Genomic DNA, 16,628 nt, shown 5'->3' on the forward strand with positions numbered 1-16,628 from the left:
ATAAGCGGCCAATTCTAATTTTGGCCGCTTATTTCCAACTTCAAAAATTGCACGAATTATCCTCTAAACCCGCTGCATTGTGCAAATCAGCCATAAAAGAGTTCGAGTTTTGTAGTCTAAGGACCACAAAATGACCCACCGTATGCTAAGCATGGGAATAAAATTGAAAAAGCCTTTAGATTTCCATCTAAAGGCTTTTTCAATTTATAAAACGATAACTTCGACTCGAAGTTAAAGAAGTCTTAAATAACCTCCGAATTCTTTTTCAAGAGCATCATTGACCTCTTCTGGATCCAAATACCAAGACTCATTAAATACCTTATTATTTTCGTCCAAAAACTCAATCCATGTTGTTGAAGAATTGGCAATATTGATCCAGCGAATAGTATGTGGTACTTTAAGTGGTTCATCCAGGTTCTCGCCTGTGAATCGCTTAACAGGCCCATCAATACTAAAATTATGCGCTTGGGAATTAACGATCGCCGATTTGGTACTGATGACAGAGATTTTAAAAACTCTCAGTAAATAAAAAAAATCATCAAATGCTTTTATGTCATCGTTTAAATTACGATTGGATATTTGCCAAAACCAGCCACCAGCAAGACCATAGTTTTCATCAATATGCCCCAGTAACCATGTGCTAAAATAACCAAAATTGGGCGAACCCGGTTGTTCAAGTTGGGGCTCGTTTGCTGCCAATTGATATCCAGTAACGAAACTTTCTAAGGATTGAAAAGTGCACCCATTGCCAAGAAACATTGCTTTTCTTTTTTCCAATTGGTCAAATATGCAGTAGATATTATTACACTCTTTCATTTTGCTTTAATTAGGTATAATATACTGAATATTAATTTTATATGCAACTATGTCAGTTGTTTTTTTTGCTGGTTTAACCTGAAAATTATAGCGGCGAAATTTCGACTAATCATCCTCCAATCCTGCCACACAACGCAAATCACCCATAAAAGAGTTCGAGTTTTGTAGTCTAAGGACCACGAAATTTCACCGAAATCCGCGAAATTTTCAATAATTTCTGCGGATTTCTTTTTTTCACATACAAGATTCCATACAATTTTTTTTAGATAGCATTTTGTAATGGCTCACTATCTTTTTTATAGGCAATAGTTATTACTGTTGCTTTATGAGGGAAAAAGACACACAGGATAATGTATATCCCGCGAAGAAGTAATGAAATTACTTCACATCAAAAGCAAGTCGACACTACAGAAATTACGTGATACCAGCCAGATTAGACATAGCCAATAGGGCACGAAGATTCTTCTCTATGAAAAGACTTCTGTCCTTGATTTTTTTTGAACGCTATGCCTACGAAAACATTTTAAATGAACATTCCCTATTATATACTTTCAATTGATTGCCTAATAATCCTCCGCCATGGGTTTTTCGGAATATTGTTTAATACGTAGTAACTTTCGAGAGATTAGCTCCAATTCCTTTTAATGCGGCGTAAGTCAATTTATCTATCATGGCATCATCAAAGCAAATTGTTTGGATTGCCTTATAGTATCTATTGGTCAAAGCGTAAGGGGCACGGAATGACACACTTTTGAGTGTTGCGCCTTTGAAAGAGACACCGTTTAATGCCGTATTGTGAAATTTAACATTAGTAAAGTGCTGACCGTCAAAATTCAATTCTGTAAGATCGGCAGATTTGAATTCCACAGCTTCAAACATACAGTTTTCGAAGACGGTTTTTCTAAGATCAGTTCGGGCCAGTTTAACATTCAGGAATTCGCAATCTGTGAATTTCGTGCGGTTCATTCCTGAACTGGTAAATTCCGTTCCTATCAAAATACTTTTTTGATAGGAGGACGCGGAAAGGTCGACCGCTGAAAAAACACAGTTTGTGAGATTAGTCTCTTTGAAATTGACTTCACAAACATCGCTGCCAGAAAATCTGCTACCTGTCAGGTCGGCACCAGTAAAATCGGTGCCACGCAACGCACTTCCATTAAATTTACGATTATGCGCGATAACGCCAGCAAAATCGCTTTCTAACAAGTTGCTACCGCTGAAATGGATCATTTCAGAAGGCTCCTGAGAGCGGAAAGCTGGTACGCTTTCTTCAGCCGATGACGAATTGTTGTTAGGCAAATCCGCTAACGTAAAACTTCCCGTTAAGAAATTAAGGTCAACCTTTAATATTTCCGCAAGGCGCTTGCTTGTAACAATATCCGGTGTCGATTCTCCACGTTCCCATTTCCCCACGGCTTGCGGACTAATAAATAATTGTTCCGCTAATTCTGCCTGAGACATATTTGCCTTTTTTCTGGCTTCGGCTATTTTATTGCCAATCATTTTCATTTCCATATGCTTAGTTTTTTAACTAATTGATATGGCAAAAATACAAGGCATTGTTGCTATAATCACAGTAAATCGGGCTACTTTCAGTTGTAATTACACTACTTATAGTTGCATTAGCCGTTAATTCACGGGTACCCGATGGAGATTAGTGTGCGTCACAGGATTTACAACAAGTGGTATTTTTTCGACACGGGTTTCACTGGTATCCAAACCAAAGGCTTTGGCTTCACTCAATCCCAAGCTTTTGATCCAGAAATAACTGCGAAGAATAAAACCTTCTTTTACGCTAAATTCGTTGTTATACGACAGGAATTTCTCCATGATCACAAACTGAAAATCAGCCGGTAAGTGGTAGCTGCTCAAAGATTGGTACTTACTGGTAATATCCAATTCGTTGCGCTGTATCATTTCTTCAACCACTTTGCGGAACAAAACATTAACACGAGGGTTGATGCGAAAACCTAAACGGAACTCGACACGTATCACTTTCTCATGTTCAAGTTCTTCTACAGTATATTCCATTGTGAAAGGCTCATCAGTGCGCTCGATATGCACAAACCAATAAACATCGGCTCGCTTAGGCTTGCGGCTCAAGATAGAATATATGATTTTCTGTTCAATCTGTTTACTGTTATTAGCTTTAGTCAAATAGATCAGGTGTGTTGCATATTTAGGAATGCCCTGATCCTGGCTCATCGAATTCAACATAGGTATATAGTCTTTCAGCTCTACAAATGCCAAAAAGCGGTTATTGATCTTGCGGGCACGAAACCAAATGTACATGGTGAAGATCAAACCTACTTCAAATACCAGGAAGAACAGCCTTTTCACGATCTTAACTGAATTGGCAACAAAGAATGAAGATTCTACTGTCAGGAATACGCATAAGATAATGACCACGAGCCAAAGTGGCCAGTGTTTTACATAGCGCATAAAGTAAAACATCAGGATCGTGGTGGACAACATCGCGATGGTGATCGAAAACCCATAAGCCGCCGTCATCGCTTCGGCGGTACGGAAATAAAGACTGACCGCGATACAGCCAAAACACAATATCCAATTAATGCTGGGGATATAGATCTGCCCGCGGATATTGGACGGATATTTTATGGTAATTCGTGGCCAAAAATTCATACTGACCGCTTCGCTGATCAGTGTGAAAGAACCGCTGATCAAGGCCTGACTGGCGATGATCGTCGCTAAGGTAGCGATACCAACGGCGGGGATCACGAAACCGTGCGGTACGATAGCGAAAAAAGGATTGACATTTACGTCAGCCTTCGGCTGCGACAATACCCAGGCGGCCTGCCCAAGGTAATTCAGCATCAAAGCGGTCTTGACGAATATCCAGCTAACCTGGATGTTCTTGCGCCCACAATGGCCTAAGTCAGAGTAAAGTGCTTCGGCACCAGTTGTACACAGGAATACGGCACCCAGCAGCCAAAAGCCATTAGGGTGTTTAACCAACAGATCGAACCCGTAGACCGGATTAAGCGCTTTAAAGATCATCGGATAATGGGCCACTTGGATCATGCCCAGGCTCGCCAGCATCACAAACCAAACCAGCATCACCGGTCCGAAAGCCGCGCCAACCACATTGGTGCCGAACTGCTGAAAGAAAAACAAAAGGATGATAATAGCGATCACCACGATCAAAATAATATCATTGCCGGGTACGATGACTTTTGATAAAGCCGGAACCAGCGCCAAGCCCTCTATAGCAGATGTAACCGATATGGGCGGGGTGATGATACCATCAGCCAACAGCGTACCTGCACCGATGATGGCCGGTATGGCCAGCCATTTACCGTACCTACGCACCAGTGCATACAGCGAAAAGATACCACCCTCACCGCGGTTGTCGGCTTGCAGTGTGATGAAAATATATTTAAAGGTGGTTTGCAGGGTCAATGTCCAAAAGATACACGACACCGCGCCTAAAACCATAAACTGATCTGCGCCACCGCCTTCTTTTAAAATAGTTTGCAGGGCGTACAAAGGCGAGGTACCGATATCGCCGAAAATAATACCAAGAGTGATGAGTACGCCGCCGGCGGACAGCTTTCTGAGATGGGAATTCATAAATTAACAAGGAAATGATATGTGAACATGCCAGCTGCATGGCAAGTACCATTCCATTTTGGCAAAAACTACCTCAGAATGAAAGCAAGGCCATTTTTATATTAATTCACAAAAAGCAACCCTACCAAAACGGTAGGGTTATCCTATCATTCCGGTAGGGTTAACCTAAATGATACTCTTCAATTTTACGGTAAAGTGTTGTCACCCCGATGTTCATCAGGCGCGCAGCCTCGGTCTTATTACCTTTGGTATGTTTCAAGACCTTGCGGATATGGTTCTTTTCCATCGCGGCCATATCAAATACGCTTAATAGGCTTTCCTGCTCCCCATAAAGATCGGCCGGTAGCAGGTCAGCTTTAAGCACCTCATCATCCGCGACGATGACCGCGCGTTCGATCAGGTTCTTGAGTTCCCGGATATTACCCCGCCAGTTATATTTCTCCAGTTGCTCCAGCATGGTCGGATCAATACCGTTCATTTTCCGGTTCATCTTGGCAGTATATTGTTTCAGGTAATAATCGGCCAGTAAGGGAATATCTTCGCGCCGGTCATTCAGTGAGGGCAGGTTGATGTGAAATACCGACAGGCGATAGAACAGGTCTTCCCTAAAATTACCTTTCCCGATCTCTTCCTGCAAATGCCGGTTAGTGGCGGCGATAATCCGCACGTTGATCTTATTGGTCTTGGTATCGCCGATCTTGATAAATTCGCCGGATTCCAGTACCCGCAATAATTTGGCCTGCAAATCGATATGCAGTTCGCCGATCTCGTCCATGAACAGCGTACCGCCGTCGGCTTCTTCGAACAGGCCTTTTTTATCTTTGATAGCATTGGTAAATGCACCGGCTTTATAACCAAACAGTTCGCTTTCCAGCAGCTCGCGCGAAAAAGCGCTGCAATTGACCGCCACAAAACTCTTTTGCTTGCGGTTACTGTTATAGTGGATGGCACGGGCAAACACCTCTTTACCGGTGCCGGTTTCACCGAGCAGTAACACCGTAGTGTCGGTGACGGCCACCTTGCGCGCCAATTCGATCGCGTTCTTTATCGCCCGAGACTGGCCTATGATCCCTTCAAAGCTATGCTGGCTGATCAGTTGGTTCTCTAATTGGTACAGCTTGTATTGCAGTTCAGCCTTTTCGGCGGCCTTGGCGAGTAAAGGCAAGATACGTTCGTTATCGTCGCCTTTGGTAATATAATCGAAAGCGCCGTTTTTGATCGCAGTAACACCATCCGCGATGGCGCCGTAAGCGGTCAGGCAGATCACTTCGATATACGGCTTTTTATCTTTCAATTCTTTAACCAGTTGGACGCCGCTGACATCGGGTAGTTTCACATCACTGAGCACCACCTGGACATTCTCGCGTTCCAACAGCCGCAGCCCTTCCTTGCCCGAACCGGCCAGTAAAGTATGGTAGCCTTCCAGCCCAATGATCCGTGCCATCAAGCCGGCCAGTTTGGTTTCATCATCAATGATCAATACAGTTGATTTCATAATTTGCTAATTTAACATTAATGGTTTATTCCTGTAGCTTGGCGGCGATCGACAAGGTTACCGACCTTATCAATGGAAAAATCTGATACTGAACGGTCGACCTTAACGCCTTGAATAGGTTTCAAGGCGCTCCTCGGTATCAACGGCACCAGTATAATCGCGAATAAGGTGACGAATTTTTTAAGATAAGTACCATCATGTCACCTAATTTTTTGCTATTGGCAAGGTGAAATAAAATCGGCTTCCGCTGCCAACTTCACTTTCCAACCCGATCTGCCCGCCCTGTGCGGTGATAAACTCTTTAGCAATGGCTAAACCCAAACCTGAACCGGATTTATTCTGCCCATCAGTAGGCACCTGGAAATAGCGGTCGAATAGGCGGTCTTGGTATTGCACATCGATACCTTTGCCGAAATCCTGCACGGAAAATTCCAGAAATTGTTTCTGTTGTTTTACTTGGATTACAATACGCGACCGCTCATGACTGTACCGCAGGGCATTGGATAAGAAGTTGATCATTACCCAGGCGGTCTTTTCCGTATCAGCCAGTACCTGCGGCAGCTGTGCCGGCAGGTGTTGCTCCAAATTCACCTGCTTTTGTTCCGCTTCAAATTTAACAGCTTTCACTGCATATTGCAGGATCTGCTCCGGCGGAGTTGCCGTGAAGTTAAGCAGGATATTGCCGGTTTCGACCTGGGAAAGGTCCAGCAATTCATAGGTGATCTTCAGCAGTCTTTCGGCATCATCCCCGATATGATTAATGAGATCTACCTGTTCCTCGTTTAATGATCCGACACGTTCATCATGCAAGAGTTTCAGGCTCATCTTAATCGCGGAGATCGGCGTTTTGAGTTCGTGCGAAATGGTTGCTATAAAATTAGTTTTGGCTTCATCACGTTCTTTAAACTCCGTCACGTTACGGAGGATAAATACCCGTCCGGCTGATCGGCGGGCGATGCTGATCGTATCCTCGGGGTTAGGCGTAATATTAGGAACAGTGATCTCGGTGGAATCCAATTGAAAAAAGGAATCTTTGCCGTTGATTACGATGCGGAATGGTTTGCCGCTGCCTTTGGTGTCGATGATCGATTGCAGCAGGTCGTTATGACGGGCAATATCGGCCACCTGCTGCCCTTCATACTTTTGTTCGCTCAGGTTGAGCATGGTTTTGGCCGTGGTGTTAATGAATAAGATCTGTTGCTGCTCATTTACACCGATAATTGCATCCTGCATTTGCTCGATGATGGTTTCGATCCGTTGCTTTTCCGACATGATCTGTGACAGGCTGCTGTTTTCCCAATCATTCAATTGCGTAGCCATAGCGTTAAAAGCAGCGGCAACTTCGGCAAATTCATCTTTATTGTCAAAATGGATACGCTCCTTATAGTTTTTCTGACTGATCTGCCGGATACCTTTGAGCAGTATATTCAGCGGGTTAGCAATAGCGCCGGGGAAATTGACACTGAAACTAAAAAGCACTAAAAAGGTGAACGAACCTGCGAAGCCCAGGAAAAGGAGTGCCTTATCCACCGCATGGTTAGCCTGATCGTTTTTACGGACAATGGCTTTCATATTCAGGATCTCGATCTGCTTTAGATCTTGGCGGATAGCCCTTACCGCAGCCAAGGAGTTTTGCTTTTGCAACTGGTTGAAATGGCTACGCAGCGCGTTAGTAGCTGCACCTTCCCCGTTTTCAGTGATATTGTGTTCCTGGGCAACCAATTGCCGCTCAAATGTACCGGTGGCAGTGGCATTTAAAGGCAATGCCTGCTCGTCCAGTATGGAACGCATTTCGCGTACAAAGGTGAGTGTTTCGTAATTGTTTTTGAGGATCACCTTGCCGTTAGTGGCGATCTGGTTGATCAGGATAATGGATAGTCCCCCGAAAAACAGGACGACGATGAATAAAAATCCAAATCCGAGGCGGAGTTTATTTTTTACTTTCATGATAATATAACTAAATCGGTTTCAGTTGCGGCGATCTTGCGCAGCAGTTCGTTAAATACAGCGGTTCTCAGGATCACCTGGAATAAGTTTAGATGGGGTTTACCGATGCAGATAGTGGTAATCTCCCGCTCTTCGGACACCTGCATAATGGTTTGCGTAACCTGGTCACTTTTAACCCGCAGCACTTCTGCACCGAGTTCGGTGGCCAGTTTAAAATTATTGATCAAAAAGCGTTGTTTATCCAGCCGGATCTTATCCACGCTTTCGCCGCTGCTTTGCACATACAGCACGATCCATGGTGAGCGGTAATAAGAAGCCAGCCGAGCCGTTTTACGGATCACGATTTTAGCTGTTTCCGCGTTCGAAGAGATACAAGCGAGGAACTTTTCCGGCCTCAGTTTGATCTGTTTAGGGATTTCAATATCTATCTTTCGCTCCAGGTGATGCGCAACCTCCTTCAGGGCCAGTTCCCGCAGTTGCAGGATCTTATCGCTCTGGAAAAAATTTTGCAGGGAACGTTCGATCTTGCTTTTTTCATAGATCTTGCCTTCTTTCAGCCGGGCGATCAGCTCATCCGCCGTCAGGTCAATATTAACGATCTCATCTGCCAACTCCAGTATCTTGTCCGGTATCCGCTCGCCGATAGTGATTCCGGTGATCTGCTCGATATCTTCGTTCAGGCTTTCCAGGTGCTGAATATTTACCGCGGTAATCACACTGATACCCGCCTGAAGGATATCGGCGACATCCTGCCAGCGTTTGCTGTTCTTGCTGCCTTCAATATTGGAATGCGCCAGTTCATCAACGATCACTACCTCCGGGTGGCGGTTCAAAATGGTTTTCAGGTCCATTTCTTCCAGTTCCTTGCCTTTATAAAACACTTTGCGACGGTCGATCATCGGCAGGCCATCCAATAAAGCATGGGTTTCGGCCCGGTTATGGGTTTCGATATACCCGATCTGCACGCCGATGCCATTCTTGAGCAGGGCATGCGCTTCCTGGAGCATGCGGTAGCTTTTGCCTACACCGGCGCTCATGCCGATATAAACTTTGAGTTTACCGCGCCTGGACTTTTTGACCAGTTCAATAAAATCCCTGACGGAATTATCTTTGTTTTCGCTTTCCATGTTTTTGAAAAAATAGCCGGCCACTCGGATGGCCGGCTAATGGGGTCATCGTTCACATTTCCCGATCAATCAAACTAAAACTAAATTAGTGTTTTATATTTCTTTTAAAGGCATATACAGCTGCCAACGCAAACTGTGAGGCAGATTTAGTGCCTGCGCCATGGTTGTATATAAACATATATTTTTTTCATGTTTGTTTATTTTAGTTCATCAAGCGCCACGTTTAATTTCAAAACGTTCACTTTGGCCGGACCGAAGAGACCCAACAGTGGCTGTTCGGTATGAGCGGCTAAAAGCGCAGCTACCCTTTGTTCGTCCAGTTTGCGGTATTGAGCTACCCGCTTTACCTGCATCTTTGCGGCTTCCGGCGAGATATCAGGATCAAGCCCGCTGCCTGATGCAGTCACCATTTCAGCCGGGATATCGCCTTTTTTTAAATAAGGGTGATATTTCAGCAGGGTATCGATGCGGTTAGTCACATCTTTCAAATAACCAGGATTGCTTGGGCCTTTATTGGAACCGGCAGAACCGGCAGCGTTATAAGCCACAGCGGAAGGCCTTCCCCAGAAATACTGTGGTTTGGTAAAACTTTGGCCAACGTTGGCATAACCCACCACTTTACCGTTCACACTGATGGTTTCGCCATCCCCGGCACCTTTCGACAATTTGCCGGCCAGGGTGATCATCACTGGGTAGATCACGCACAGCGCCACGATGAGTACCAGCGTAAGGCGAATAGATTTTACAAGATTCGTTTTCATGATTTTTAAAAATTAAAAGAATAAGGAAATAACCAAATCGATGAGTTTGATACCTATAAATGGTGCGATAACGCCGCCAAGGCCATAGATCAGTAGATTCTTGCGCAGTAAAGCGCTCGCACCGATCGGCTGATAAGCAACACCTCTGAGTGCTAACGGTATCAGCATCGGGATAATGATCGCGTTAAAGATCACCGCAGAAAGTATCGCACTTTCGGGACTATGCAAGTGCATAATATTGATGGCCTGCAAGGCAGGGATAGAAGCAACAAACAATGCCGGCACGATCGCGAAATATTTAGCTACGTCATTGGCGATAGAAAAGGTTGTCAAGGTACCGCGGGTGATCAGCAACTGTTTGCCTATCTCCACGATCTCGATCAGCTTGGTCGGGTCGTTATCCAGGTCAACCATGTTACCTGCTTCTTTAGCTGCTTGCGTACCGCTGTTCATTGCCACGCCTACATCGGCTTGCGCCAGCGCCGGGGCATCGTTGGTACCATCGCCCATCATGGCTACCAGTCGTCCGTTCTGCTGCTCGGCTTTGATGTAGTTCATTTTATCTTCAGGCTTAGCTTCAGCAATAAAGTCATCTACACCGGCTTTATTGGCAATAAACTTTGCAGTGAGGGGGTTATCACCGGTTACCATTACCGTTTTGATGCCCATTTTACGCAGGCGCTCAAATCGTTCGGCAATGCCGGGTTTGATAATATCCTGTAATTCGATGGTACCCAATACCACTTCGTTCTGTGATACCACTAATGGCGTGCCACCGTTGGAAGCGATTTCTTTCACCCGTTCTTCCACATCGGTTGGTATTGGATGCCCGGCTTTAACGGCCAGGTTACGGATCGAGTCAAACGCGCCTTTTCGGATTCGGGTACCGTCAGGGGTATCAATCCCACTGGAACGCGTTTCGGCGGTGAATTTAATAAACCCGGAACCGGCAGGGACACTGATGTTTTTTTGTGCCAGTTCAACGATGGATTTACCTTCGGGAGTTTCATCAGCCAGTGAAGAAAGTACCGCAGCTTTTACCAGCTCTTCCGGGCTAACGCCGGTAGCCGGCCAGAAATGTGTGGCTTTACGGTTGCCGATGGTAATGGTACCTGTTTTATCCAGCAGCAATACGTCAATATCGCCTGCCGTTTCTACAGCCTTACCCGACTTAGTAATCACGTTAGCTCTTAGCGCCCTATCCATACCGGCAATTCCGATGGCTGATAATAAACCGCCTATAGTGGTCGGGATCAAACACACGAACAAGGAGATCAATGCTGCAATAGTGATCGGCGTGTTGGCATAATCGGCAAACGGTTTCAGCGTTACACAAACGATGATAAAGATCAGCGTAAAGCTGGCCAATAAGATGGTCAGGGCGATTTCGTTCGGGGTTTTTTGACGGGAAGCTCCTTCTACTAAGGCGATCATTTTATCCAAAAAGCTTTCACCGGGCTCGGTGCTCACTTTAACTTTGATCTTATCAGATAGTACTTTGGTACCACCAGTTACTGAAGACTTATCACCACCTGATTCCCGGATCACCGGTGCAGATTCACCCGTAATGGCCGATTCGTCTATTGTTGCCAAGCCTTCGATGATCTCCCCATCAGTAGGGATCGTATCACCGGTTTCGCATACAAACACGTCACCTTTACGCAGTTCGTTGGATGATTTTGTAATGATCGAGCCATCGGAGTTAAGTACTTTGGCAGGTGTTTCTTCACGTGTCTTCCTTAAACTGTCGGCCTGTGCTTTACCGCGTGCTTCAGCAATGGCTTCGGCAAAATTGGCAAACAGTAGGGTTAACAACAGTACGATAAAGATGATCAGGTTATAAGCGAATGATCCCTGGCCCGCATGGGTAAGACTGTAAAAGGTCATGTAAGCCATAATCGCTGTACCTACTTCCACGGTGAACATCACCGGGTTGCGCAGCATGATCTTAGGATTTAGTTTGACGAACGACTCTTTTAGGGCGGTTTGCACCAGGGCCGGTTCAAATAATTTATTGGATTGAGTTTTCATGTGATCAATTATTTAGGCATTGAGAAAAATTCTGCCAATGGGCCTAAAGCCAGTGCAGGGAAATAAGACAATGCGTTTAAAACAAGGATGACAGCAAAGGTCATGGCACCGAATGTTACGGTATCCACTTTCAGCGTACCTGCGGATTCCGGGATGAATTTCTTTTGGGCCAATAAACCTGCAATAGCTACCGGGCCGATGATCGGCAGGAACCTGCCCAGAATCAGTACCACACCTGTCGTTACGTTCCACCAGATATTATTGTCGCCCAGCCCTTCAAAACCAGAGCCGTTATTGGCATTGGCCGAAGTATACTCATACAGCATTTCCGAAAAGCCATGATAACCTGGGTTATTCAGCCAGGTGGATGGCTTAACCGCCCAATCCGCGCTCCCGTAAGCGGTAAACACATAGGCAGCCGCTGCCGTCCCGGCCAGGATCAGCAGCGGACTTAAGAGCGTGATCAAGGCTGCGATCTTCACTTCACGCGCTTCAACCTTATGCCCCAGGAACTCTGGTGTACGGCCAACCATCAAACCGGAAATAAAGACGGCAATGATCAGGTAAATAAAATAGTTCAGGATACCCACGCCACAGCCGCCGAAGAAGCCGTTGATCATCATGGCCAGTAGTTGCCACGCACCGGTCAGTGGCATCGTGCTATCGTGCATGCCATTAACAGAACCTGTCGAAGTGATCGTGGTCAATGTGCTCCAGTAAGCAGTGGCGGCAGGCCCAAAGCGGACTTCTTTGCCTTCCATGGCGCCGGTAGCTTGTGTGACCCCCATTTTGGCAATGGCGCTGTTACCACCCAATTCGCTGCTGACACTCGGTATCATCAGCATCAGCAGACCGACCATCATCACTCCGAAGATCACCCAGCCTAGCTTTTTCCGACGGATAAAGTAACCAAAGGCCAGGATCATGGCCATCGGAATGATCATTTGCGAAATGATCTCGGTCATGTTGGTCAGGTAATTCGGGTTTTCCAGCGGGTGGGCGGAGTTCGCGCCGAACCAGCCACCGCCATTGGTACCCAGGTGTTTAATGGCGATCATTTGCGCTGCCGGGCCGCGCGATACATGAGCCGTATCTCCTTGTAAGGTGATAAACTGATCTTTACCTGCATAACTTGCAGGCGTACCGTTAAAAGTTAAGATCAATGCAATAACGATAGACAAAGGCAACAGTAAACGAGTAATGGTTTTTACAAAAAATTCCCAGAAGTTACCCAAGTTAGTAGTCGTTTTATCTTTAAAGGCTTTGAACACGGCTACAGCGCAGGCGATACCGGTGGCTGCACTGGTAAAGTGCAGGAACATGAAGATAAAATGCTGGGCCAGGTAACTGGCACCGCTTTCACCGCTGTAGTGCTGCAAATTACAGTTCACCACGAAACTGATGATCGTGTTAAAAGACAGGTCGGCGGTCATGCCGGGATTGCCATCGGGGTTCAAAGGCAGCTTATCCTGGTGCATCAATACAAAAAAGCCGTAGACCAACCAAAGGATATTAATGGTCATCATGGCTTTCAAAAACTGTTTCCAGTTCATGGGTTCGTTGGGGTTGATCCCCGATAGTTTATAGATACCGTTTTCGATAGGTTTCATAAAATCGGTCCAAACCCTTTCACCGGCAAACATCTTCGCAAGATATTTACCAAGCGGAATGGCGATCACCAGCGTTATGATAAACGAGGCGAAGATTCCAAGTAGTTCTGTGTTCATGGGTGAATTGAATTAAAAGTTTTCGGGTTTAAGCAGCACATATACCATGTATAGGAAAACTGCAATGGAAATGATGAATAATGGGATCATGATGATTAGATTTTCTCGAACCAGTCGATGGATTTAAAAACGAGCCAGCTTAGAAGCAAAATGGCCAGGAACAGCAATAGCGTGATCATATGATTATTAGTTTTTGATTCAGGCTATGCCAAAGCAGTACCAATAATTTTATCAACATGTTATTTTATTCATTATCAATGATTTGTGGTATTATAAAATCCTAATTTCATAAAAAAACCCTACCAAAATGGTAGGGCTGATTTCCAAAACAAACCTATTGGGCAATTTTACGAAGCATATTACCGGCTATTGGTGCATTAATAATTATCGTGGCATATTATAACTTTGGCTTTGGCCTTTTTTCTTCTTCTTTCTTGGCTGGTCTGGATGCGCTGGGGCAGCTACGTAAGGTTCTGTCAGCAGTATATCTAAATTCAACTCCTTTACACTTTCCGAATTTCCTGATGCCCTACCGAGTGGAGTGTTCCAATGTTCATTACTGTTAATCAAGCAGATACAAGTTTATAATTCACTTGTAAAAGCGGTTCGATGTTGCAATTCTTCGAAAGTGAATTTTTGGGGGTACATCGACCCAATTAATTTCATTGCTACGGAACTGTCTGATTTTGAATATATTATATTCAACTGCGTTATTCTGCTAATTGCTTTCCTTATTATCGGTTAAGCGGAGGCAGTGCTGATAGCTGGAACTCTGATATGGATGGCTCAATTGGCATACGGCTTATCAGCCGATATAATTTCACCATCAACCCAGTAAAAAAAGAGATCCATTTTGTGCCTAACAAGACGTATCATTACCCGATGGATTTTGTATTGGGGGGATATTTGATGGGCTATGATACGGACGGTACCCTGCGTATTATTGCCAAGGTAAACAATGCGCTGTGCCTCCACAAACTGACCGTTTTATAACGGGTAAGCTGTATCGCTTTTGGTCTCAGAAAGGACGAAAAAACTTTGAACCGTTGTAATGTTGGGGAGCGTTGCAAGTTTATGACGGTAAAAATCATGGTAAGCTTCCATGTCTGTCGTAGCTACCCGGAGGATAAAATCAAAAGCACCCGTCATCTGGAAGCATTCCATTACTTCCGGAAATTTAGCGACCTCCCGTTCAAAGCCGGATAAGGTATCGGCGGCATGATCGTTCAATAGTACCTGGCTGAAAGCGATCAGGCCTTTGTTGATCTTCCTGCGGTCGAGAATAGCGACAATACGTTTGATATAGCCCTGATCTTTAAGGCGTTTTATCCGTTCGTGTACCGTTGCGACGGACTTACGTAGTTGGAAAGCGATCTCTTTGTTGGTCAAAGAAGCATCGGTTTGCAGGAGTTTTAAGATCTCGATGTCTGACTTGTCTAAGGGGCTGGTTGGCGGCATACTGAAAAAAGATAAAGTTGGGACACAATTAAAAAGGAAAAACTGAATTATATCTGATAAATTATGTGATTTACCATAAATTTTATGGTTTTAAAGGTAAGTATTGTATTTAATTATAACAATAATCATTTTTACTGAACATTATAAAAACCTATGGAGGCTTTAGCATCAATGAAATTAAGCGCGGAACTTGAAAATCAATTTAAAGAGTTGTGGCATCTGGTGGGGAATACCCCGATGGTGGCTATTGACTATACCTTCAAGGGAAAGCCGGGTACAGTCTTCGTTAAATGCGAGCATTACAACCTTACAGGAAGTGTGAAAGACAGGATGGCGCTTTATATCATGTACCAGGCGTACAAGCAGGGTAAGATAAAGCCAGGTGATACCATAGTTGAAGCGACTTCGGGAAATACAGGTATCGCATTCGCTGCCATAGGTAAGGCCCTTGGTCACCCGGTAAAAATAATTATGCCTGATTGGTTAAGTAAAGAAAGAATTGATATCATCAAAAGCATGGGTGCGGAAGTTGTGCCGGTCAGTAAAGCTGAAGGCGGCTTTTTGGGTAGTATTCGCTTGGCGGAAAGCCTGCATGCTCATTCAGATAACATATTCCTGCCGCGACAGTTCGAGAACCGCTACAACGCCGAGGCGCATGAAAAAACAACAGGCAGAGAAATATGGCGTCAACTGGCTTCGACGGGTATCATGCCTAATGCTTTTGTGGCGGGCGTGGGTACCGGCGGTACCGTGATGGGCGTTGGTGCATATCTTAAAATGTTGAATCCCAATGTCAGTATACACCCATTGGAACCCGCGGAATCTCCGACCTTGACAACAGGGCATAAAATCGGCAGCCACCGTATACAAGGAATCTCAGATGAGTTCATACCCTCTATCGTAAAGCTCGACCAATTGGACGAAGTCGTACAAGCGGGCGATGGTGACGCGATCATTATGGCACAAAAACTCAGCAAACAGCTCGGCTTAGCGGTCGGTATCTCATCGGGTGCGAATGTGATCGGAGCGATCAAAGTAAAAGAACAATTAGGTACCAATGCCATCGTGGTGACCCTGCTTTGCGATAGTAATAAAAAATACCTGAGTACGGACCTGGTCAAAGAAGAGCCGGTAAAGGCCGGGTATATTTCTACCGATACAGAATTTGTGACTTATCATCCTATGCCACGTTTAAACGAAACTTTTATCAATATATAAGAATCAACATGAAAAAGACCGCCTTGTTCATCTTACTGATGATTGCCATGTCAACCGTTAATGCCCAGATACTAACCCCGGTACGTTGGTCATATGGGTTCAAAAAAAAGAGTGCCACCGAAGCCATGGTGTTTATGAAAGCCGATATCGATGAGGGTTGGCATGTTTATTCACAAACCGTTAAGGATGGCGGGCCGATAAAAACGACTTTTACTTTTTCTCCTTCAAAAGAGTTTACGTTGGTGGGCAAAACCATCGAGCCTACCCCGGTTACACGCAACGAAAAGACCTTTAATATGGATGTCAGTTTTTTTGAACGCCAGGTGATCTTTCAGCAGAAAATAAAATTAAAAAATGGCAAAGCTACTGTTAAAGGAACATTGGAATATATGACCTGCAACGATCAAAAATGTCTGCCGCCGGAAGACCTGACCTTTAGCATAGTGATCAAATAACA

The 16,628-nt window shown here is 44.9% G+C and carries 13 protein-coding genes; 3 read left to right on the plus strand and 10 right to left on the minus strand.

What is annotated here, in order from left to right:
* Positions 1-231 precede the first annotated feature (231 nt).
* The 9 genes from ABIN91_RS12330 to kdpA form a co-directional block, all read right to left on the minus strand.
* The gene (locus tag ABIN91_RS12330; RefSeq protein WP_348051414.1) at positions 232-816 is read right to left on the minus strand and encodes a hypothetical protein; all 585 of its coding nucleotides are present in this window, start codon (positions 814-816) and stop codon (positions 232-234) included.
* 600 nt (positions 817-1,416) lie between these two features.
* On the minus strand, positions 1,417-2,331 hold the full coding sequence (locus tag ABIN91_RS12335; RefSeq protein WP_348051415.1) for a pentapeptide repeat-containing protein: 915 nt from the start codon (positions 2,329-2,331) through the stop codon (positions 1,417-1,419).
* Positions 2,332-2,445: 114 nt separating this feature from the next.
* Positions 2,446-4,407 (minus strand): KUP/HAK/KT family potassium transporter, encoded by a 1,962-nt coding sequence (locus ABIN91_RS12340; RefSeq protein WP_348051416.1) that lies wholly within the window; start codon positions 4,405-4,407, stop codon positions 2,446-2,448.
* Positions 4,408-4,567: 160 nt separating this feature from the next.
* Positions 4,568-5,902 carry a sigma-54 dependent transcriptional regulator gene (locus ABIN91_RS12345; protein ID WP_348051417.1) on the minus strand — a complete coding sequence of 445 codons (1,335 nt, stop codon included), beginning with the start codon at positions 5,900-5,902 and terminating at the stop codon, positions 4,568-4,570.
* A 204-nt stretch (positions 5,903-6,106) separates the two neighbouring features.
* Positions 6,107-7,849, minus strand: coding sequence for an ATP-binding protein (locus tag ABIN91_RS12350; protein WP_348051418.1), 1,743 nt, complete (start codon positions 7,847-7,849; stop codon positions 6,107-6,109).
* Positions 7,846-8,976, minus strand: a complete 1,131-nt coding sequence (locus ABIN91_RS12355) for a sensor protein KdpD (protein ID WP_348051419.1) — start codon at positions 8,974-8,976, stop codon at positions 7,846-7,848. The genes ABIN91_RS12350 and ABIN91_RS12355 overlap by 4 nt, the downstream gene beginning before the upstream one ends.
* A gap of 197 nt (positions 8,977-9,173) precedes the next feature.
* Entirely contained in the window at positions 9,174-9,737 is a 564-nt protein-coding gene (locus tag ABIN91_RS12360; protein WP_348051420.1) for a K(+)-transporting ATPase subunit C, read from the minus strand.
* A gap of 12 nt (positions 9,738-9,749) precedes the next feature.
* Positions 9,750-11,768, minus strand: a complete 2,019-nt coding sequence (gene kdpB / locus ABIN91_RS12365) for a potassium-transporting ATPase subunit KdpB (protein WP_348051421.1) — start codon at positions 11,766-11,768, stop codon at positions 9,750-9,752.
* A gap of 8 nt (positions 11,769-11,776) precedes the next feature.
* Positions 11,777-13,495, minus strand: coding sequence for a potassium-transporting ATPase subunit KdpA (kdpA, locus tag ABIN91_RS12370; protein ID WP_348051422.1), 1,719 nt, complete (start codon positions 13,493-13,495; stop codon positions 11,777-11,779).
* A gap of 777 nt (positions 13,496-14,272) precedes the next feature.
* Here kdpA and ABIN91_RS12375 point away from each other — a divergent pair.
* Entirely contained in the window at positions 14,273-14,488 is a 216-nt protein-coding gene (locus ABIN91_RS12375; RefSeq protein ID WP_348051423.1) for a hypothetical protein, read from the plus strand.
* On the opposite strand, the gene ABIN91_RS12380 is transcribed toward ABIN91_RS12375, so the two are convergent.
* Positions 14,483-14,953: an Lrp/AsnC family transcriptional regulator gene (locus ABIN91_RS12380; protein ID WP_348051424.1), complete on the minus strand. Its 471-nt coding sequence runs from the start codon at positions 14,951-14,953 to the stop codon at positions 14,483-14,485. The two genes, ABIN91_RS12375 and ABIN91_RS12380, sit on opposite strands and share 6 nt — an antisense overlap.
* A gap of 153 nt (positions 14,954-15,106) precedes the next feature.
* On the opposite strand from ABIN91_RS12380, the gene ABIN91_RS12385 reads away from it, so the two are divergent.
* Together ABIN91_RS12385 and ABIN91_RS12390 are read left to right on the plus strand one after the other, a co-directional pair.
* Entirely contained in the window at positions 15,107-16,171 is a 1,065-nt protein-coding gene (locus ABIN91_RS12385; RefSeq protein WP_348051425.1) for a cysteine synthase family protein, read from the plus strand.
* Between the two features lie 8 nt (positions 16,172-16,179).
* Complete coding sequence (locus ABIN91_RS12390; RefSeq protein ID WP_348051426.1) at positions 16,180-16,626, plus strand: protein-disulfide reductase DsbD domain-containing protein; 447 nt, start codon at positions 16,180-16,182, stop codon at positions 16,624-16,626.
* Positions 16,627-16,628 lie beyond the last annotated feature (2 nt).

The organism is Mucilaginibacter sp. (assembly GCF_039921305.1).
Lineage (GTDB): Bacteria > Bacteroidota > Bacteroidia > Sphingobacteriales > Sphingobacteriaceae > Mucilaginibacter.